The 20,804-nt window shown below is 64.3% G+C and carries 17 protein-coding genes; 5 read left to right on the forward strand and 12 right to left on the reverse strand.

Annotated elements, in window-relative coordinates; genetic code table 11:
* Window positions 1–107 precede the first annotated feature (107 nt).
* From tatC to JI749_RS12845, 9 genes are all read right to left on the reverse strand, one after another.
* A complete protein-coding gene (gene tatC, locus JI749_RS12805) occupies window positions 108–926 on the reverse strand; it encodes a twin-arginine translocase subunit TatC (RefSeq protein ID WP_201654488.1) in 819 nt (272 codons plus the stop codon).
* Between the two features lie 3 nt (window positions 927–929).
* Complete coding sequence (gene tatB / locus JI749_RS12810; protein WP_267911645.1) at window positions 930–1,646, reverse strand: Sec-independent protein translocase protein TatB; 717 nt, start codon at window positions 1,644–1,646, stop codon at window positions 930–932.
* A gap of 44 nt (window positions 1,647–1,690) precedes the next feature.
* On the reverse strand, window positions 1,691–1,900 hold the full coding sequence (gene tatA / locus JI749_RS12815; protein WP_201654494.1) for a twin-arginine translocase TatA/TatE family subunit: 210 nt from the start codon (window positions 1,898–1,900) through the stop codon (window positions 1,691–1,693).
* A gap of 60 nt (window positions 1,901–1,960) precedes the next feature.
* Window positions 1,961–3,058, reverse strand: a complete 1,098-nt coding sequence (locus JI749_RS12820; RefSeq protein ID WP_201654497.1) for an ABC transporter ATP-binding protein — start codon at window positions 3,056–3,058, stop codon at window positions 1,961–1,963.
* The gene (gene scpB / locus JI749_RS12825) at window positions 3,055–3,714 is read right to left on the reverse strand and encodes an SMC-Scp complex subunit ScpB (RefSeq protein ID WP_201654500.1); all 660 of its coding nucleotides are present in this window, start codon (window positions 3,712–3,714) and stop codon (window positions 3,055–3,057) included. Before scpB ends, JI749_RS12820 begins: the two co-directional genes overlap by 4 nt.
* A complete protein-coding gene (locus tag JI749_RS12830; RefSeq protein ID WP_201662810.1) occupies window positions 3,711–4,499 on the reverse strand; it encodes a segregation and condensation protein A in 789 nt (262 codons plus the stop codon). The genes scpB and JI749_RS12830 overlap by 4 nt, the downstream gene beginning before the upstream one ends.
* 118 nt (window positions 4,500–4,617) lie before the next feature.
* The gene (locus JI749_RS12835) at window positions 4,618–6,912 is read right to left on the reverse strand and encodes an SPOR domain-containing protein (protein ID WP_201654504.1); all 2,295 of its coding nucleotides are present in this window, start codon (window positions 6,910–6,912) and stop codon (window positions 4,618–4,620) included.
* A 103-nt stretch (window positions 6,913–7,015) separates the two neighbouring features.
* Window positions 7,016–8,761 (reverse strand): arginine--tRNA ligase, encoded by a 1,746-nt coding sequence (gene argS / locus JI749_RS12840; protein ID WP_201654507.1) that lies wholly within the window; start codon window positions 8,759–8,761, stop codon window positions 7,016–7,018.
* Between the two features lie 30 nt (window positions 8,762–8,791).
* Entirely contained in the window at window positions 8,792–9,982 is a 1,191-nt protein-coding gene (locus JI749_RS12845; protein ID WP_201654510.1) for a deoxyguanosinetriphosphate triphosphohydrolase, read from the reverse strand.
* A gap of 92 nt (window positions 9,983–10,074) precedes the next feature.
* Here JI749_RS12845 and JI749_RS12850 point away from each other — a divergent pair, with 92 nt between their 5' ends.
* The 4 genes from JI749_RS12850 to xth are packed head-to-tail and all read left to right on the forward strand — an operon-like array spanning window position 10,075 to window position 13,539.
* Window positions 10,075–10,425, forward strand: a complete 351-nt coding sequence (locus tag JI749_RS12850) for a HesB/IscA family protein (RefSeq protein ID WP_201654513.1) — start codon at window positions 10,075–10,077, stop codon at window positions 10,423–10,425.
* Between the two features lie 57 nt (window positions 10,426–10,482).
* Window positions 10,483–11,586: a serine hydrolase domain-containing protein gene (locus JI749_RS12855; RefSeq protein ID WP_201654516.1), complete on the forward strand. Its 1,104-nt coding sequence runs from the start codon at window positions 10,483–10,485 to the stop codon at window positions 11,584–11,586.
* Window positions 11,587–11,590: 4 nt separating this feature from the next.
* On the forward strand, window positions 11,591–12,709 hold the full coding sequence (locus JI749_RS12860; RefSeq protein ID WP_201654519.1) for a serine hydrolase domain-containing protein: 1,119 nt from the start codon (window positions 11,591–11,593) through the stop codon (window positions 12,707–12,709).
* Window positions 12,710–12,759: 50 nt separating this feature from the next.
* Window positions 12,760–13,539 carry an exodeoxyribonuclease III gene (xth, locus tag JI749_RS12865; protein WP_201654522.1) on the forward strand — a complete coding sequence of 260 codons (780 nt, stop codon included), beginning with the start codon at window positions 12,760–12,762 and terminating at the stop codon, window positions 13,537–13,539.
* Here the strand turns inward: xth and JI749_RS12870 are convergent.
* Window positions 13,536–14,345, reverse strand: a complete 810-nt coding sequence (locus JI749_RS12870; RefSeq protein WP_201654525.1) for a tetratricopeptide repeat protein — start codon at window positions 14,343–14,345, stop codon at window positions 13,536–13,538. The genes xth and JI749_RS12870 overlap by 4 nt on opposite strands.
* Window positions 14,346–15,096: 751 nt before the next feature.
* On the opposite strand from JI749_RS12870, the gene JI749_RS12875 reads away from it, so the two are divergent.
* Window positions 15,097–16,833 carry an ABC transporter ATP-binding protein gene (locus tag JI749_RS12875; RefSeq protein ID WP_233280748.1) on the forward strand — a complete coding sequence of 579 codons (1,737 nt, stop codon included), beginning with the start codon at window positions 15,097–15,099 and terminating at the stop codon, window positions 16,831–16,833.
* Window positions 16,834–16,850: 17 nt separating this feature from the next.
* Here the strand turns inward: JI749_RS12875 and JI749_RS12880 are convergent, their stop codons facing one another.
* Both JI749_RS12880 and JI749_RS12885 read right to left on the reverse strand, forming a co-directional pair.
* Window positions 16,851–17,861, reverse strand: coding sequence for a CorA family divalent cation transporter (locus JI749_RS12880; protein WP_201654529.1), 1,011 nt, complete (start codon window positions 17,859–17,861; stop codon window positions 16,851–16,853).
* 5 nt (window positions 17,862–17,866) lie between these two features.
* A complete protein-coding gene (locus JI749_RS12885; RefSeq protein ID WP_201654539.1) occupies window positions 17,867–20,626 on the reverse strand; it encodes a valine--tRNA ligase in 2,760 nt (919 codons plus the stop codon).
* Between the last annotated feature and the right edge of the window lie 178 nt (window positions 20,627–20,804).

Here is a 20,804-nt window from a genome sequence, read left to right on the forward strand (position 1 = left end):
CCGCCTCTCTGGTTGGTGCAGGCCGGGTCGTCGCACTCATGGTCAGCCTGCCGAACCAAGAGCGGGCAGCCATGCTGCCGCCATTGCCTCGCCCGGACGGGAGAGGCTTACTCGGATGAGGAGCCGGAGAGTTCCGCTTCCTGCGCCGCCAGGGCGGCGGCGCGGCGCTTCTCGACCATCCGAACCGAGATGATCGAGAGTTCGTAGAGCAGGTACATGGGCACGGCAAGGCCGATCTGGGAGATCGGGTCGGGCGGCGTAATGAAGGCTGCGAAGATCAGGATGCCGACGATGGCATAGCGACGGCCTTTCTTGAGAGCCTCTACGTGGATCAGGTCGATCTGGGCCAACAGCGTCAGGACGACCGGCAGCTGGAAGCAGGCGCCGAAGGCCAGGATCAGCAGCATGGCGAGGCCGAGATATTCGCTGACGCTGGTGAGCATCTCGATATCCTCGGTCTGCATGCCGGCGAAAAAATGCAGCGCCATGGGCAGCACGACGAAATAGACCAGCGCCGCACCCGCCACGAAGAAGATCGGTGTTGCCACCAGATAGGGCAGGAACGCCCGGCGCTCATGCTTGTAGAGACCTGGGGCCACGAACATGTAGATCTGGCTGGCCACCATCGGGAAGCCGAGGAAGATGGCCCCGAACAGCGCCACATTCAGGTAGGTGAAGAACAGTTCCTGCGGCGCGGTAAAGATCAGGTTCGCACCCGGAACCGCATTCTTGTAGGGGATCAGCAGCCACTCATAGATCGTGCTGGCGAAAATGAAGCAGAAAGCCATCAGCGCGACGATGGTGACGGCCGAGTAGATCAGCCGCTTGCGCAGCTCGACCAGATGCTCGAGGAGCGGCGCTTCGCTGCCGGCCAGCTCGTCTTCGGCCGGCTTGCTGTTGTCTTCGATCTGCTTGGCGTCGGCCATGGTCTACTTGCTTCCGGCTTTCGCGGCTGTGGTCTTGCGCGGCGCACGCGCCCGCGGGGTCTTGGTGGCCGGCGAATCCGCGGGCTCCGTCGGCAGTGCCGGCACCACGGCGGGCTCGACGACCTTTGCCGTGCGGGGCTTCCGCGCCGGCTTGGCAACGGGCTTGGACTCGGCTGGGTCGGGCACGGCCTCGATCGGGGCCAGATCGGTCGTCACCACCGGGCGCGTCGGCGCGGCGGCAGCCTTGACCGGGGCCTTCCTGGCAGCGGGCTTCTTGGCCGGCGCGGGGATGGCGGCCTTGGAAGCAACCGGCGCGGGGCCGGCGGGCTTGAAGCCTGCTTCGGCTGCGATCTGATCCGCCGTCTTGGCGGGTGCCATACCGGCGGCCGCCTTGATCTCGTCGACCACGCTTTCGGTCTTGGGGTCTGCCGGCTTTATGATGCCGCTGGGTTTAGGCCCGGTCGGCGTCATCGCGTTGAACTCCCTACGGATTTCCTCGGTGGACTTCCGCAGCGGATCGGCAATGGAGTTGCGGAGGTTACGCACCTCGTCCAGACCGGTGGTCTTGTTGATCTCGCGCTGGAACTCGCTGCCCATGCGGCGGATCTGGCCCACTATCTTGCCGACGCGATTCATGACGACGGGCAAATCCTTGGGGCCGATGACAATCAGCGCCACGACGCCGATCACCAGCATCTCTGTCCAGCCCAAGCCGAGCATAGTCCTATTCCTTCAAAGCGGCGGCAGGGCCGGCGGCGACGTCCTCAGACGTCCTTCTTCTCCGGCTCACGCACAGCGCTGTCGGCGGTCGTGGTGACGCGCTCGACCGGCTTGTCGTCGTCTTTCATGCCCTTCTGGAAGGCTTTGATACCCGAGGCAACTTCGCCCATCATGCCGGAAATCTTGCCGCGACCGAACAGCAGGATCACGACGACGGCGACGACGAGAATGCCCCAAATTCCTGGCGCGTGCATTTTGGTCTCCCTAGAAGTCTTCAGAACGCGTTACACGCGAAAGATAGGTCAGAAATAGGTTCAATCGCGCGCAAACACAAGAACGTGTTCCGGATTGAGGGTCACGAAGACGTCTTGTCCCACGCCCATCGTCGCGTCGGACGGCTGCCGCAGGCCCAGGGGGGTATCGAGGCCATCTACCATCACCTGGCAGATGTCGATGCCGATGGCGTCATGCTTGCCGATGATGCGGCCTGGTGTCCCCGGAAGTGTCGCGCTCATGGCGATGCCGCCCGCCGGGCGGATCGCCACGGTGACGGGTGTGCCGTCCGCGAGCCCAGGGACGGCCACCGGCCCCAGCGGGGTGCCGGCGTGACCGTCGGCAACGACGCTGTCGATCTCGCTCAGCGGCGAAAAGAAGCGGGCGGCGTCAAGGTCGACGGGACGGCGGTAGATTTCCGATGCAGTGCCGATCTGGGCGATCCGGCCATGGCGAAGCAGCGCGACCCGGTCGCCGAGCACCATGGCCTCTTCCGGGTCATGCGTGACGATGAGACTGGTCACATGGGTCTCGCGCAGAACGGAGAGCGTTTCCTCGCGCACGGTCTCGCGCAGGCGGGCATCGAGGCTGGAAAAGGGCTCGTCGAGCAGAAGGACGCTGGGACGCGGGGCAACGCTGCGGGCGAGGGCCAGACGCTGCTGCTGGCCGCCGGACAGCATGTGCGGGTAATCCGCCTCGCGGTTGGCGAGGCCGACGCGTCGCAGGGCGGCGCGAGCCTGGCCAAGGGCAGCGTCGCGGCCGAGGCCGCGCAGGCCGAACAGCACATTCTGCAGTACGGTAAGATGCGGGAAGAGCGCGAAATCCTGGAACATCAGGCCGATGCCGCGGCGATCGGCAGCCACGGTCTTCCCACTGGCGGAAACGGTCTGGCTGTTGATGCGGACGGCGCCCCCATGCACGGGCTGGATGCCGGCGGCGACGCGCAAGGCGGTGGACTTGCCAGAGCCGGATTCTCCCAGCAGGCAGACGATTTCTCCAGGCTTGAGGGTCAGGCTGAACTGATCGAGCACCACCCTGCCCCCGAGCCTGACATCGACGGCATCGAATTCGAGCGTAGCGGCGAAGCTGACGCCGGTCGTACCGCGCAAGCCCCAGTCAGTGCTGGTTTTTTCGGTCATTCGCCGTCCTCGTCCGCGCCGAGGTCGTCAGGCTCCAGTGGATCTTCGTCATCGCGCAGGGCAGTGCCGTCGAAGGGTAGTGGGATCTGCAGGTTTTGCGGCAGGCGGCCAGACAGAAGCCCAGAGCCCTTGAGTTCGTCCAGCCCCGGCAGATCGCTGATGCTCTCGAGGCCGAAGTGATCGAGAAAGGCGTCGGTCGTGCCGTATGTTACCGGACGCCCGGGCGTGCGACGGCGGCCACGCATGCGGATCCAGCCGGCTTCCATCAACAGGTCCAGAGTGCCCTTTCCGGTGGCGACGCCGCGGACTTCCTCGATTTCGGCCCGCGTGGCGGGCTGATGGTAGGCGATGATGGATAGCGTTTCGAGCGCCGCGCGCGAAAGCGGGCGGCTTTCCTGCTCGTCGCGGCGCAGCAGGAAACTCAGGTCCTCCGCGGTGCGGAAGGCCCATTTGTCGCCACGACGAACCAGGTTGACTCCCCTGCCCGCATAGCGCTGCTGGAGCAGTTCCAGGCATTCCACCACGCGCACCCCTTCGCCGAGATAGGCGAGCAACGTATTGGCATCCAGGGGCTCGCTGGAGGCGAACAGGATCGCCTCCAGAATGCGCAGATTGCGTTCCAGCACCTGCGGGCGGTCATTCTCCCCGTCGGTCACGAGCGGTCTGCCTTGCGGCGGCGCATGAAGAGTGGCCCGAAGGTTTCGGTCTGACGCAGGTCGATCTGGCCGGTACGCACGAGTTCAAGGCTCGATGCAAAACTTGAGGCGCGGATGGTCGCGCGCTCCGTCGGAGTGCCCAGGTAGTCCGCCAGGTAGCTGTCCATCGACACCCACTCGAAGCTATCGCCGATCAGGCGCTGGAGAATGTCGCGCGCCTCCTGCAGCGACCATACCGTACGCTGGAGCGGAGAATAGTCGGTAGTGCTGCCGCGCTCGCGCTGCCCGGCATAGGCCTTGAGCAAGTCATAAAGGCTGGCCTCCCAAAGGCTGGTGCGCTTGATCTCGATGGGTTCGGGCATGCCGCGAGCGTAGACCTGGAAACCCAGGCGCGGACGGTTCATCAACTGGCTGGCAGCGCGGCGCATGGCCTCGAGCCGCTTGAGCCGGAATTGCAGCATGGCCGCCAGCATCTCGCCGGAGGGCTCATCGTCGGAGGGCGCCTGCGGCACCATGAGCCGGCTCTTGAGATAGGCCAGCCATGCCGCCATCACCAGATAATCGGCCGCCACCTCGATGCGCTTCTCGCGCACGGTCTCGATGAAGGCCAGATACTGCTCGGCCAGGGCCAGCACGGAAATGGCTGCAAGGTCGACCTTCTGGCGCCGCGCCAGGTCGAGCAGCAGATCCAGGGGACCCTCGTAGCCGCCGACATCGACATACATGACATCTTCGGCCGCCGGCTCAGCGGGCGTGTCAAACCAGTCGGTCTGGGCAGTCGTCATGAAATCGGTGCCGCGCTGCAGGAACTCAAGGCCATCCTTGGCCGCTGGGTTTACACGCGTCAAGCGCCGCAGCCGTCGCACCCGATGATGTGCACCGGTCGCTGGGGGCCAGTGACGCCTACATCAGGACGCAATCTCCGCCGGCGGCGATGACGTTGGTGCAGATGCTGTTGGCCGCCTGGGCGGAGTCGGCCGGAACGCGAACGCGGTAGTATATCCCGCGGGCACCCAGGTCGACGCGCTGGACCTCCATGTTGGCGCCGCCGAAAAGCGGGCCGAACCGGCTGACCAGCCGTTGCGCTGCGTCGCGCGCTTCCTGTTCGGTGCGGAGAGAAGCAAGCTGGGCGTAGGCGGGAGCCGAATTGGGCAATGCCTCCACTTCCACAGCCCCCGGAATCGCAGCCGTTGCGGGCTCCGCTGCCGGCTGAGTCGCAACCTCCGTCGCCGCGGGTTGCGCGGTCGGCAAGGCGCCAAGCGTGGAGGCCGCCGGCGGGGGCGGCAGGAGATTGCCGGACGTGGCGGGCGTCTCGACCGCTGCCGCAGTGGGCGACGGAGCGGCAGTCTGCACGAGGCCGGCAGGACGCTGCATCGGCACGGGGGCCGTCTTGCCCGCGAGGACGTTGCCGGCGACATCGACAGCCGGAACCGTGGAGCCGGGCACAACCGGTGTCACTGCCGAAGCAGCGGCAGTGGCAGGAGCAGGTGTCGCTTCGGGGGTCGCCGCTGCATCAGCAGCAGGTGCCGCTGGCCTCGGCGTCTCGGGCGCGGCACTGGCGAGGAGTTCGGGGCTGGCGGTTTCGGCGCCAGGAACTTCGGGTACAAGCGGGCGATCGACCGGCAGGATGGCACTGCCGGCAACGCCGTCATCGCCGCTGACAATCGTTCCATCGGGGCGGACGGTTACCGTGCGCACCTTGCGGTTCGCGAGCCCTTCTTCGCTCAGATCGGCGGCGGGCGGGACCTGGGTCACTTCGTTTACATCGGCCTGATCGCGCGAAACCAGCTGCTCTTCGGCGCCGGGAACGACGCCATCGATCTCGTTGAACACAACGGACTGCTGAGCGGCGGCCGCATCGGGCTGGACGGCGGGCGTTTCCTTGGTCGGGCTCGTGTCGGCGGTGAGCAGCGGCGCCGGACCGGATTCACGGCCCAGGCCCAGCGCCCAATACAAGCCAAAGCCAGCGGCCAACAGCAGGGTCACGGCGACGAGCGGGCCAGCGACGGCGCGGGATACGCCCATCGCGCGGCGCGGTCGCCTGCTGGCAGCGGACCCAACAGGCTCGGCCCGATCGACCTCAGGCGCCTCGACCCAACCGATCTCGGCCCCGGTCGCCTGAGCGGCGGCCAAAATGGCTTCGTCGGCGCCAGACAGTGTGCGCGGAGCCGACCCGGCAGGCTGCGCGGCGGTGGCAGCAGGTTGGATTGCTGGGGCGACCGGGGTTGCAAGCGTACGCAGCGCCGGACTTGGCGCGGGCCGCTCGGCTACGGCCGGAGCCGGCGTCTCGGACGGCTTGTCGAACTCGACACGCATGGCGCGGCCGATAAGATCCTCGATCTCGTCGATCGGATCGCGGCCAAATTCGCTGTCCTGGCTGCGCTGCGCCACCGGCGCTTCAACCGAGGGCGTGGACTGGCGAAGAACCGGCACGGGCTCGGCCGGAACAGGGGCCACGACCTCTGCCACGGGCGTTGCTGGTTCGGCAGCGGCAGGACGCCCATTGTCCCCGGCGGGCTTGGTGCCGAGGCCGAAAACCGGCGGCACCTTGAAGCGGTCTTGCTCGGTCTTGGGCGCGGGCTGGAGATTGAGCGGGCGCAAAGCTGGGCGAGCCGACTGCTCCTGACTACCCAGGTTGGCGGCAACGGCCGTCGGTGTCCAGGTCGAGGCAGGCTGCGATGCTGCGCGCGTCGCGGTGGACGGCGGCGGGGTAGGAACGGGAGCAGGAGCCGCAACGACCGGCTCGGAAACGCGCTCGGGCTGCACGGAGAGTTCAGCGGCAATGAGGTCCGCAATGCTGTCGTGATCCACGGTGGACTCTGCCGCCATGGCAGGCTCCACAGGTTCGGCATCCGCCGAGACCTGCGCGGGGACCGCGGGCTCACGCTTGAGCGAACCGATGTCAAAGTCGAAATTGAAGGGCTCGGGACCTCCCGCCGTGGTGGCGGGGCCGGCCTGGGGGGCCGACGGCGCGGGAACCGGTGCCGTTGGCTTTTCGGCTGCCAGGGCGGTCGTCCGATCGAAGTCGAAGCGGGGAACGGGCGCCGCGGCCGGCGCATTGTTGTCGCCGCCAGGGATGCGCACCGCGAAGGTCGGGGTGAGAACCTCACCCGGACGGCTGGACTTTGCATCATCCTGCGCCATGAGCTTGGCGAGTTCCGCGATCAGATCATCTGCGGCGTCGGATTGTCCGGCCATTGGCTGCGGTTTCGCTGACATCAACCAGCGCCCTCTCGATTTGACTACTACGGCGCCCCAACTGGGGCATTGTGCCGGGAGTCATCACAGTAATACGCCCGAATTATGAAAGCTCCTCGGGAGCGGAGACGCCCAGAATTGCTAGTGCGTTGAGGATAACCTGGCGCACGGCATCGACGAGCGCGAGTCGTGCCAAAGTGAGCTTTGGGTCGTCAGCATTAACAAAGCGTAAACTGACATCATCCTTGCCCTTGGCCCAGAAGCCGTGGAAGGCCGCGGCGAGTTCATGCGCGTAAAAGGCGATACGATGGGGCTCGTGGGCCACCGCCGCGGCGGCGACGGTCCGCGGCCATGCTGCGAGCACCCTGACGAGGTCCAGCTCAGCGGGCGTCACGATGCGTTCGACCTCGGCCGCCGCCAGTGCGGACGGCGACACATCCAGCGCCGGCAGGTCACGCGCGGCAGTCTTGAAGATAGAATAGGTCCGGGCGTGCGCATATTGGACATAGAAGACAGGATTGTCCTTGGTCTGCTCCTTCACCACGGCGAAGTCGAAGTCCATGGCTGCGTCGTTCCGCCGATACATCAGCATGAAGCGCGTTGCGTCGGCGCCGACTTCTTCCACGACGTCGGCCAGCGTCACCAGGTCGCCAGACCGCTTGCTCATCTTGAACGGCTCGCCGTTCTTGAGTAGCCGCACCAGCTGGCAGATGCGCACATCCATGTCGGCGGCGTTCAGCGACACGGCCTTGGTGGCCGCCTGGAGCCGCTTGACATAGCCCGAATGGTCGGCGCCCAGCACGTTGATCATGTGCTTAAAGCCGCGCAGGAACTTGTTGCGGTGATAGGCAATATCGGCGGCGAAGTAGGTGTAGGAGCCGTCGGACTTGATCAGCGGGCGGTCGACGTCGTCACCATAGTCGGTGGCGCGGAACAAGGTCTGCTCGCGGTCTTCCCATTCGTCTGGTATCTTGCCCTTGGGGGGCTCGAGGCGACCTTCATAGATCATGCCTTCGGACCGCAGCCAATCGAGCGTGAGATCGATATCGCCCCCCTGCCCGTGCAGCGTTCGCTCGGAGAAGAACACGTCGTGATGGATATTGAGCTTGGCGAGGTCGGCCTTGATGAGTTCCATCATGGCAGCAAGCACCCGATCCTTGACCAGCGCGGTACGCTCGGCCTCGGGCATGGCGAGCAGGCTGTTGCCGAACTCAGCCTTGAGCGCCTGGCCAACCGGGATCAGGTAATCACCGGGATAGAAGCCGGACGGGATCTCGATCGTCTCGCCCAGGGCCTCGCGGTAGCGCAGGAAGGCCGAGTTGGCGAGCGTGTTGATCTGGCTGCCGGCATCATTGATGTAATATTCGCGGGTCACTTCATAGCCGGAATAGGCCATGAGCGAAGCCAGCGTGTCACCGAATACGGCACCGCGCGTGTGCCCGACATGCATGGGACCGGTCGGATTGGCCGAGACATATTCGATATTGACCGGCTCGCCACCGCCCAGGTTGGAGCGGCCATAGTCGGCACCCAGTTGCGCGATCGACCGCAGTACCTGGTGCCAGATGGGCGCGGCGAGGCGGAAGTTGATGAAGCCCGGGCCGGCAACCTCGACCGCGGTGACATCGGCGTCCTGCTTGAAGTGTTCGGCCAGGGCGTTCGCCACCTCGCGAGGGTTCATCCCAAGCGGCTTGGCCACGACCATAGCGGCATTGGTCGAAAGATCGCCATGGGCGGGATCTCGCGGCGGTTCCACCACGATACGGGCCAGCAGGTCCGCCCCGGCCTGGGGAAACAGAACCTGCATGGCGTTGCCGATGCGTGCGGAAAAGAGCGCGAAAACGTCCATGATAGACCTGACTATTGAAGTGCGCCGGGGTTAACGGAAATCCGGGCGAGCGTCAAACAAGCGCTGGTACTCGTCCAGGGCATAGGGGTCTGTCATCCCGGCGACGAAATCGGCGATGATCCGGGCAAGCGCGCTGTCGTCCGACGCCCCTCGCGCTGCCATGCCCCAGCGGCCCGGCAGGTCACGCGAGGCAAGGTACCGCGCGAAGATCTCGGTAACGATGGATTCGCTTTGGCGCACGGGCACCATGACCGTCTCGTGGCGATAGACCCGTTCGAAGAGGAACGACTTGAGACCGCGCTCGGCGTTGCTGGTGGCGGGCGAGAAGGTGACCAGCGTACGGCCGGCATTCCGGACATCTTCGGCGGACCTGACACCTGCAGCAGCGATGTTGCCGGACGTGGTGGCGATGACATCTTCGATGGTGCGGGTGATGAGGCGACGCTGCACTTCGTGGGCCTGCCGCTTGGGCGCGACATCGGGGTAACGCTCCAGAACTTCGCGCACGATGGGACCCGCCAGCGGGATATCGGCCAGGTCGTCCAGCGTGATCAGCCCTGCCCGCAGCGCGTCATCGATATCGTGGGCATTGTAGGCGATGTCGTCGGCAATAGCGGCCGCCTGGGCCTCGAGCGACGCGAAGCTGGAGAGGCGGAGATCGGCTGGTGCGGGAATGTCATCGAGGCCCGCGGGGAGTCCTTCGCGGGCATATTTGCCATATGGGGTACCATCGGGATTGGTCAGCGGCCCATTGTGTTTGAGGATGCCTTCGAGCGTCTCCCAGGTGAGGTTCAGCCCGTCATGTTCGGCGTAGCGGTTCTCGAGCTGGGTCACTACCCGCATGGCCTGAATGTTGTGATCGAAGCCGCCATAGGGCGCCATGGCGGTGTGCAATGCGCGCTCACCGGCATGGCCGAAGGGCGTGTGGCCCAAATCGTGGCTGAGGGCGACGGCCTCGGCCAGGTCTTCATCCAGCCGCAGAGCCCGCGCCAGGGAGCGTGCCATCTGGCTGACCTCGAGGGTGTGGGTCAGGCGGTTGCGGAAATGGCCGCCAAACTGCAGGAACACCTGCGTCTTGTGTTGCAGCCGGCGAAAGGCGGTGGAGTGAATGATGCGATCGCGGTCGCGCTGGAACTCGGAGCGCGTCGGGCTCGGCCCAGTGCCGTACAGACGACCAAGGGATTGTTCAGGCTTGCTGGCATAGGGAGCAGTTTCGCTCATCGGTGATCGCGGCTCAGTTTTTGACCCTTTTCAATCCAGGCCAGAGTTACTATTTTAGCCTGACCGTTATGACATTACGGCGTGGATACAAGATGACCGCAACCGCCCCAGCTTCAACCGATGTCGTGCTGACTGATCGCGCCGCCAAGCGCGTGTCACGCATTCTGGCCAAGGAGCCGGAGGGCACGGTGCTGCGCATTTCTGTGGCGGGTGGCGGGTGCTCTGGATTCCAGTATGAATACAACCTGGTACAGGAAAAGCCTGCCAGTGACGACATGGTTCTGAGCAAGGGCGATGCCGTGGTGCTGATCGATTCGATGAGCCTCGAATTCATGGGGGGCTCGGAAATCGACTTCGTCGACGACCTGATCGGCCAGGCCTTCCAGATCAAGAACCCCAACGCCGTGGCGTCATGCGGTTGCGGGACCAGTTTCGCGGTCTAAGCGGTTGATATCCTGACGCTCAGGTCATAGCGTCCTCCTGCTTCGTCGGAGGAACTCATGAGCATAGTGGAACGCGTGAACGCGGCAGTCGATGCCGCGCTGGGGCAGCGCATTGTCGGCTGCGTCATCCTGATCAACAAGGATGGCCAGGAGATTTATGCGCGCGCCGCCGGGCTTGCTGATCGCGAGGCCAATGTGCCAATGCAGCGGAATGCAATTTTCCGGCTGGCTTCGGTCACCAAGCCGATCGTCGCTACCGCCATCCTGCGCCTGGTCGATCTGGGCCTCATCGGGCTCAATGACCGGGTGACGCGCTACCTGCCCTGGTTCACGCCAGCCAATCCCGATGGCAGCGTGGCCGATATCCGCATCCACCACCTGCTGAGCCACACGTCTGGCCTCGTCTATGGCAGGCTGCCGGACAATGCCAGCGGCGGGCTTTCGGGTGTGATCAATTCGCTGACCGAGACACTGCAGAACCTCGCCAAGGTGCCGCTGGCCTTTGCGCCCGGGACCGGCTGGGACTATGGCACCGGCATCGATGTGCTGGGCGGAGCACTCGCGGCCATCAATGGCTCTGACGTCGAGGACGCGATCGCCCGGTATGTCACGGGACCGCTCGGCATGGCGGACACTCATTTCTACGTCACCGATCCGACGCGGCTGGCTACACCCTATGCCGACGGAACACCGCCGGTGCGGATGGGCGAGCCGCATGGCATCTGGGACCAGGCCGGCACGACGGTCACCACCTTTTCCCCCAGCCGCATCCTCAACCCGGCTGCGCCGCAGAATGGTGGTGCCGGCATGGCGGGGACGGCGGATGACGTGATGAAGATGCTCGAGGTCTACCATGGGCGGCCGGGATTGCTGGAGCCTGGGACCATAGCGATGGCGCTGGCCAACCAGATCGGGGATTTACCGAGACGACCGCAGGACGCCGGCAAGCGCTTCAGCTTTATCGGCGCGGTGCTCGACGATGCCGTGGCGGCCAACAATCCTGCCCCGCTGGGGACGGTGGATTGGGGCGGCGCTTGGGGGCACAACTGGGTTGTCGATCCGGTGAACGGGATGACGATCGTAGTTTGCACCAACACGACGTTCGAGGGATGCAACGGCCTGTTCCGCGACGACATCCTGCGCGCGGTTTACGGAGCATAGCGGCATGGACCTGGAACAGCGCCTCGACGCGGCGGTCAAACGCGCCATCGCCGAGAACCGGATCGTCGGGGCAGTACTGATCGTGCGCCAGAATGGTGAGTTGGTCTACGAGACGGCGCAGGGATTGGCCGATCGGGAGGCGGGCCGCCCGATGACTGCGGACGCGATCTTCCGGCTCTCGTCGCTGACCAAGCCGATTGTCGCGACGACCATTCTCGCATTGCTGGATGCCGGCCAGCTGCGGCTCGATGACAAGGTGACCCGCTACCTGCCCTATTTCCGCCCACGCATGACCAATGGGTCGGCGCCCGATATCACCATCCACCACCTGCTGACGCATACATCGGGGCTGAGCAGCGCCAGCATTGTCAGCGCTGAAGAAGAAGCGGCCGGCGTCAATCGCTGGCGGTTGGGCAGCGAAGAGATCGTGTGCCGGCTGGCCACGCTGCCGCTGCTGTTCGCGCCTGGCACGGGATGGTCCTATGGACCATCGATCGACGTGCTTGGCGAAATTTCCGCAAAGCTGGTGGGCGGAAAGCCCGAGGACGCGATCCGGCAATATGTGACGGACCCGCTGGGAATGAATGACAGCCGGTTCGGAGTCACGAACCCATCGCGCCTCGCGGCAGCTTATGCGGACGGAACGGATGGGCCGGAATTGATGGGCAATCCGCACAGCATCCGCAACCCATGGGGAGGCATCACGACCTACGATCCGGATCGCATTTTCGATGCATTGGCGTTCCAGTCGGGCGGCGGCGGCATGGCCGGTACCGCGTCGGACTTCATTACCCTCCTTGAAACATTGCGGACCGGTGGCGGCGCAATCCTCAAGCCGGAGACGGTGGCACGTGGCATGGCCGACCAGACGCCGCAGCTTGCCCAGGCGCAGGGTCCGGGCTGGAAGTTCGGCTATTTCGGTGCCTGGCTCGACGATCCCCAGGCCGCGCAGTCGCCGGCGCCGCGTGGCCTTGTGCGCTGGGGCGGCATCTATGGGCACAACTGGTTCATCGATCCCGTGAATGGGCTGACCGTCCTGTCGATGACCAATACCGGACTCGAGGGCAGCGACGGCGCCTATCGCGAGGAGATACGCAACGCTGTGTACGGCGTTGCCGGATAGTTGCCCCCTGCCCGGCTGATCGCTAGCCTGCCCACCAATGGAGACTCGTCATGCGCATCGCCACCTGGAATATCAACGGCGTCAAAGCCCGGCTGGAGCTGCTTCTGAAGTGGCTGAGCGAGGAAAAGCCGGACATCGTCGTGTTGCAGGAGATCAAGACAGTCGACGAGGGTTTTCCGCGCCTCGAGATCGAGGCGCTCGGCTACAATGTCGAGACGCATGGGCAGAAGAGCTGGAACGGCGTTGCCATCCTGTCGCTGCTGCCGTTCGACGAGGTGACGCGCGGCCTGCCCGGCGATGACAGCGACGAGCAGGCGCGCTTGATCGAAGGCGTATTCTCTGTGGAGACCGGCGCCGTGCGGGTCTGCGGCATCTATCTGCCCAACGGCAATCCAGTCGACAGCGAGAAATTCCCCTACAAGCTGGCATGGATGAAGCGGCTCGAAGCCTTTGTGGCCGGCAGGCTCGCGCTGGAGGAGCCGTTCATCCTGCTCGGCGACTTCAACATCATTCCCGCCGCCATCGATGCGCACAATCCGGAAGGCTGGTGGGGCGATGCGCTCTTTCGGCCGGAAAGCCAGGAGCGCTGGCGCTCACTGGTCAATCTAGGCTTGACCGATGCCTTGCGCTCGGTCACGTCAGAGCCGTCCTATACGTTCTGGGATTTCCAGGCCGGCGCCTGGCGGCGCAATGCAGGGATCCGCATCGACCACCTGATGCTGTCGCCGCAGGCAGCGGACCGGCTGGAGGGTGTTATCGTGCACAAGGACGTGCGCGGCTGGGACAAGCCGAGCGACCATGTCCCCGTAGAAGGCGAGTTCCGGTTCTAGAAGCCGGCGAACTGGGGGGCGATGCTCTGCGCCAAGGCGGTGGCCTCGGCGCTTTCCTCGGGCGTAGCCAGAGCCGTCGCGCGATTGAGCAGGTCGTCTATCCAGGCTGCATCACCGGTCCCGGCGCAGCGCTCATGGGCAATCGATAGCCACATGAGGCCTTCGATCGGCTGGGCCTCGATGCCTTCGACGCCGTTGAACAGCATGTCGCCGAGATGCGCCTGGGCGGGGCAATGGCCCTTGCGCGCCGCCAGCGAGAACCACCGTGCGCTCTGCAGCGGGTTCACGCCCATTTCGTCTTCCTGCGTGTAGAGCAGGCCCACCCGATATTGCGCGTCCGCATCGCCGAAATAGGTGGCGGCGTGCAGCAGCAGGGCATGGGAGCGTTCTGCATCAGCCGGAATGCCGGCATCGGGCAGACCTTGCCTGTAGTAGTCCCCTACCTTGACGAAGGACTGGGCGACGATATCGGCCTCGACACCCTTTGGCGCGGCGTCGGCATGCTGATTGGCAATCTGAGCGAAATAGCCGAAGGCCTTGACGGGGTCGCGGTCCACGCCCTCGCCGTTCTCGTACATGGTGCCGAGCTGCCACATGGCCATTGGCTGGCCGGCATCGGCAGCATCTTCCAGGGCCGCCAGCAGATCGTCGCCGGACACGCCACCACCTGCCCCATCGAGCATGTTGGCCATGTTCAGCGCCGCGTCGGCGGCAGTCTGGGCGTGCACAGGCAGGATCGACGCCGCCAGGGCGAGGAAGGCTGCGGTTGTGACGGAAATCAGGGAATGGTCCCTAATGGTCCGCATCTTACTCCTTTGTGCCAGCCAACGGGCTGGCAAACCATGTTCCTGGAACCGGCCTGTCCGGTTCCGCTTCGGTGCGCAGGCGGCAATTGCCGCGCTCCGGTTTTAATCAGCTTGTCCCATGTACGTTGACCGGGAAAGCGGACGTTAAGATTTCGGTAAACTCCGTTTGTGACCGCATTCAGCCGGGCTCGTGGCGCTCGGGTGGTATTGCCGGGACGGCAATTTTGCAGGCACGTCGTCGTTTCACCGAACAAGGCCACAATCCATACGCCCGCAGGGGCGCACAGCGGCCTTCAGCTCAGGTACCGGGGAGCGATAAACGTGCAAGCGTGCGGCCGTGCCACGCCACTCACAGACTATCCGCCCCCAGATGCCTATGCCGTCTCGTTTAGGGTGAGATTGTGGCGACAAACATCGCCAAATCGTTGCCGCAAAGCTGGGTGAAATTGATTCATCATGGCTGTTGCGGAATCGTCACATCGCCGACGCTTGGTCGCCGATTAGCGCTCTTTGTACCGGCCCTCAGGTTGCCCACGGCGTTTCCACGGGCATACTCGCGCTACCCAAATGAAGGAGCGAACAATGAAAACCCTGTCCAACACGAAAGGAGCACATCTTCAACAGGACTTGATTGTTCATGCATTCGGACACTTCCAAACCGGGGCCGCACAGCAGCGCGAACCGTAACCCCCTCTTTCTTCGTCTTCTCGCCCGGCTGATGCCAAGCCGGGACATGAACTCCGCCCGGACCATGTCCAGGGCCCGGAAGTTCATTGCCTACTACCGCCCCTACATCCCGCTTCTGCTTGCCGATCTTGCATGCGCCGTGTTGGTCGCAGCTGGGGCAATCGCCCTGCCCCTTTGCGCCAGCTATATCACCGCACGCCTGCCCGAACTGGCTCAGAGCGACAGCGCAATCGTGCAGATCCTGACCATGGGCCTGATCATGGTCGGCGTCTTCATCGTGCAGTCGCTGGCGACGTTCTTCGTGGACTACCAGGGTCATGTCATGGGCGCGCGCATCGAGGCCGATGTGCGCAAGGAGCTATTCGAACACTGCCAGAAGCTGTCTTTCGGTTTTTATGACCGGCAGCGCGTCGGTCAGCTGATGAGCCGGATCAGCAATGACTCGCTGTGGCTGGGCGAGCTGTTCCACCATGGACCCGAAGACATCGCCATCGGCCTGCTCAAGTTCGGCGGCGCGATGACCGTGCTGGCCATTATCGATCCGGTGCTGACAGGGCTGATCGCGCTGTTGGTGCCAATCGCGGTTATCTATGCCCGCTATTTCAACCGCCGGATGAATGTGGCGCTCAAGACCAGCAAAGAGCGCATTGCGGCGGTGAACGAGCGGGTGGAGGACGCCCTGGGTGGCGTTCGCGTCGTGCAGTCCTTCGCCAATGAGGGTGAGGAACTGCGCCGCTTCGAGGTCGAGAACCGGAGCTTCTTCGAAAGCCGCCGGGAGGGCTATCGCAGCGAGGCGCTGCTGTGGGTCGGCATGGACGGCTTCGCCCAGCTGGTGACCATCATGGTGATCGTGGCCGGGGCCATCCGCATCCTGCATGCCGAACTGACGGTTTCCGAGATGCTGACCTTCCTGCTCTGCGTCGGCGTGCTGGTCGATCCGGTGCGACGGCTCGATAACTTCATCCGGCTCTGGCAGGAGGGCGCGACAGGCTTCGTCCGGGCGATGGAACTTCTGGAAGAGGAGCCGGATATCGCAGACCGACCAGGCGCCGAAGATATTGGCCAAGTCGCCGGCGCCATCAGCTTCCGGGACGTCAGCTTCAGCTATGGCGAGGGCCAGGAGGCGGTGTTCAACCGGCTTTCGCTCGACATCGAGCCGGGTCAGTTCGTTGCGCTGGTGGGCTCGTCGGGGGTTGGGAAAAGCACGCTCTGCGCGCTGATCCCACGCTTCTACGAAGTCGACGGCGGCGCAATCACCATCGATGGCAACGATGTTCGGGACGTTACGCTGGCGTCGCTCCGTCGCAACATCGGGATGGTGCAGCAGGACCTCTACCTGTTCAGCGGAACCGTCGAAGAAAACCTGCGCTATGGCCGCCCCGAAGCAAGCGACGAGCAGGTTATGGAGGCCGCCAAGGCCGCCAATGCGCATGACTTTATCATGGCCCTGCCACAGGGGTACAAGTCGGATATCGGCCAGCGTGGTGTGAAGCTATCGGGCGGCCAGAAGCAACGGCTGACCATTGCCCGCGCGTTTCTGAAGAATCCGGCAGTGCTGATCTTCGACGAAGCGACCAGCGCGCTGGACAACGAGAGTGAGCGGGCCGTGCAGCAGGCGCTGCTGAGCCTGGCCACGGGACGAACGACCATCGTCATCGCGCACCGGCTGTCGACGGTGCGCCACGCCGATCGCATCCTCGTGCTAACGCCTGATGGCATCGGCGAAGAGGGCACGCATGACGAACTGATGGCGGCCGACGGGCTTTATGCCTGCCTGCACAGGGTGTCGGCGAGCATCTAGGGCCAACGCGGCCGCCGCTAAAGCCAGCGGCGGCCGCGCATCCACCAGATGATGCCGAGCGACAGCACGAACAGGGCCGCGCAGACGGCCCAGAAAGCGTGCGGGTTATCGGAGAATGGAATGCCGGCGACGTTCATGCCCAGGGCGCCGGTCAGCAGCGTCAGAGGCATGAAGACAACGGTGACGGCGGCGAGGATGAGCATGGTCCGGTTCATCTGCTCGGACCGGGCATCGATGATCTGTTCATGCACCAGCACGGCGCGTTCCGACAGCGCCTGCAACTCGTCACCCAGGCGAGCCGAACGGGCCGATGCTTCGCGCAGCCGCAGCCGGTCGCGCGCGGTGAAGTGGCTGAGATCTTCGATTTCAAGCGTATTGAGCACGTCGCGCTGCGGCCAGACGATGCGGCGGAAGCTGATGAGATTGCGACGCAATTCGGCCAGGCGATTGTTCGCCTTGGTATTGTTCTGAACGATCAGGGCTTCCTCGATATCATCGAGCCGATCGCCCAGCATCTCGATGAGCGGCTCGAGCCGATCAGCCGCACGCAGACCCAGCCGCGCCACCAAGTCGGCAGGCGTCACCGGTGCATGATGGGAGGCTACCCATTTGTTGAGGCCGAGGAAGTCGAGGATGTTGAGCTCGGACGCGATGATGACGCGGCCCTTTTCGATCCACAGCGTCAGCAATTGCCGGCCGATATCGTGCGGCTCCGCCCCTGGCCGAGCGACCCGCATGACCACCATGGCGCGATCCTCGATGACGGTGCAGCGCGATCGCGAACTGGGAACCGTCAGCAGATCGGCGTTGAACTCGCCCAGCTCCTGCTTGAGCCAGACCTTGAATTCGGGTGCCTTGGAGTTGCCGCAGACCAGCTTGAAGCCGCGGGCGGGCACCTTGGGCTCTTCGGCCGATGGCTCGTGCCTGACAACCCCGCCCTTACCGTCGAACACCAGCACCGCGCCAACCCCGACCATGCCATTGGCGACGTGGCGGGCGGGTGGTTCGCGCGGGATGGTGTCGTCCATAACGCCTAGCTCAAACGCTTGAGTGCTTCAGCGATGTGATGGCGCCGTTCGATGGCAGCTTCACGACGGGACTTCTGTTCCTCGATGACTTCCTCGGGTGCCTTGGCGACGAACTGCTCGTTGCCGAGCTTCTTGTCGATCTGGGCGACCTCGGCATCGAGCTTGACGACTTCCTTTTCGAGGCGCGCCTTTTCAACGGCAATGTCGATGAAACCGGCAAGCGGCAGGGCCCAGGTGGCCTCGCCGACAACGAACTGGGCCGATTCACCCGGCACCGTCGACTGCGGCGAGATTTCCTCGAGGCGAGCCAGGCGAGTGATCAGCGAGGTGCCGGCGACGAGGCGGCGCAGCGTCTCCTCGCCTGCCCCGACAACGACCAGCGGCAGCTTGGCCCCGGCGGGCACGTTCATTTCCGAGCGCACCGAGCGGACGTTGGTGATGACGTCGATCAGCCAAGTCAGCTCGGCATCGGCCTCGGAATCTTCTAGGCCGGACAGATCGGGCCAATCGGTCAAGATGAGCATGTTCTGGCGCGGGGCACCGAACTTGCCGGTCTCGGCCCACAGCTCCTCGGTGACGAAGGGCATAAAGGGGTGAAGGATGGTGAGGATCTGGTCGAGCGCCCAAGCCGCGGTGGCGCGGGTCTCGGCCTTGGCGGCTTCGTCGTCCCCCATGAAGACGGGCTTGGCGAATTCGACATACCAGTCACAGAACGTGCCCCAGACGAAGTCGTAGGCGCTGTTGGCGGCTTCGTTGAACTTATAGTCGACAATGCCCTGGGTAACGGCAGCGGCGCCGCGCGCGGTGGCGCCGACGATCCAGCGATTGAGCGGCAGCTTGTTGGCCTTGGGGTCATATCCCTCGACGCGGCGGCACTCGTTCATTTCGAGGAAGCGCGCGGCATTCCAGATCTTGGTGACGAAGTTGCGGTAGCCCTCGACGCGCTGCAGCGAGAGCTTGAGATCGCGGCCCTGAGCGGCCATGGCGGCCAGGGTGAAGCGGGTGGCGTCGGCGCCGTACTGATCGATGAGCTCGAGCGGGTCGATGACGTTGCCCTTGGTCTTGCTCATCTTCTGGCCCTTCTCGTCGCGGACCAGCGCATGCATATAGACCGTGTGGAACGGCTCTTCATCCAGGAATTCAAGACCCATCATCATCATTCTGGCAACCCAGAAGAAAATGATATCAAAGCCCGTGACGAGAACGTCGGTGGGATAGTAGCGGCGCAGTTCGGCGGTGTCGTCCGGCCAACCGAGGGTTGAGAACGGCCAGAGGGCCGAGGAGAACCATGTGTCGAGCACGTCTTCGTCGCGCTTGAGGGCAACGGGCTTGCCGTAGTGCGCGGTGGCGAGCGCCTGGGCCTCGGCCTCGTTGTGCGCAACGAAGGCTTCGTTGTCCGGACCGTACCAGGCAGGAATCTGGTGGCCCCACCAGAGCTGGCGCGAAATGCACCAGGGCTTGATGTTTTCGAGCCAGGCAAAATAGGTGTTTTCGTACTGCTGGGGCACGAACCTGGTGCGCCCTTCGCGGACGGACGCGAGTGCGGGCTGGGCCAGCACATCGGCCTTGACCCACCACTGGTCGGTCAGGAAGGGCTCGATGACGACGAGTTTGGACTTCTCGTCATGCGGCACCATGATCTTCTTGTCCTCGATGTGATCGAGGCCTCGCGCAGGGTTCTCCTCGGCCAACGCTGTCAGCTTGGAGACAATGGCCTTGCGGGCGGCAAAACGGTCGAGGCCGCGCAGTTCTGCGGGCACGAAGTCAGCCGAGATGATTGAGCCATTCGTCGTGAAGACGTTGATCTGCTCGAGATTGTTGCGGACGCCGACTTCAAAGTCGTTGAAGTCATGCGCCGGGGTAATCTTGACCGCGCCAGTGCCGAGCGCCGGATCAGCGTACTCGTCGGCCACGATCGGAATGCGGCGGCCGACCAGCGGCAGCTCAACGAACTTGCCGACAAGGCCCTTGTAGCGCTCGTCATCGGGGTGAACGGCAACACCGCTATCGCCCAGCATGGTTTCGGGGCGAGTGGTGGCTACGATAATGTAGTCGCGGGTTTCCCACTCGGTAGGCTTGCCGTCCTCGTCATGGGCGATGGGGAACTGGTAAGTGACGCCATCGGCCAGAGGATAGCGCAGGTGCCACATGTGGCCCTTGATCTCGATATTCTCGACTTCGAGGTCGGAAATCGCGGTTTCCAGCCCCGGATGCCAGTTGACCAGGCGCTTGGCACGATAGATCAGGCCGCGCTTGTGCAGCTCGACGAAGACCTTGGTGACGGCGCGGACCATCTGGTCGTCGGGGACACCGTTTTCGCCCATCGTGAAGCGCTCGCGACTGAAATCGGCTGAAGCGCCCAGGCGCTTGAGCTGGTTCATGATCGTGCCGCCGCTCTCGGCCTTCCATTCCCAGATGCGCTCGACGAACTTCTCGCGGCCCATTTCGCGGCGGCCGGGCTGCTGGCGTTCCATCAGCTGGCGCTCGACGATCATCTGGGTGGCGATGCCGGCATGGTCGGTGCCCGGCTGCCACAACACATCCTTGCGCAACATGCGATTGAAGCGGACCAAAATGTCCTGGATCGTATTGTTTAGCGCGTGGCCGATATGGAGTGAGCCGGTGACGTTGGGCGGCGGGATGACGATGGTGAAGGTCTCGGCCCCGGCAGGCGCCCCTGCCCCGGCGGCAAAGGCGTTCGCCTTGAGCCAGTCGGCATAAACGCGGCCCTCGACGGCCGAAGGCTCATAGGACTTTTCAAGCATTGGTCACTCGCAACAGCAGCGACCCGCCAAAGCAGGCTCCTTGGTAGAGGAGACTGGGCGGGCCGGACGAACAGGTTGGCAGACTTCAAGCAAATGCGGGGTGCGGGGTCAACAGGTAGGTGAACGAGCGGAAGCGCCGCCTGGATCGCGGTTATCGGGTCCGCGCCGGGACGGCGGC

Origin of the sequence: Devosia oryziradicis, from assembly GCF_016698645.1 — a bacterium.
In the GTDB taxonomy this organism is placed as follows: domain Bacteria; phylum Pseudomonadota; class Alphaproteobacteria; order Rhizobiales; family Devosiaceae; genus Devosia; species Devosia oryziradicis.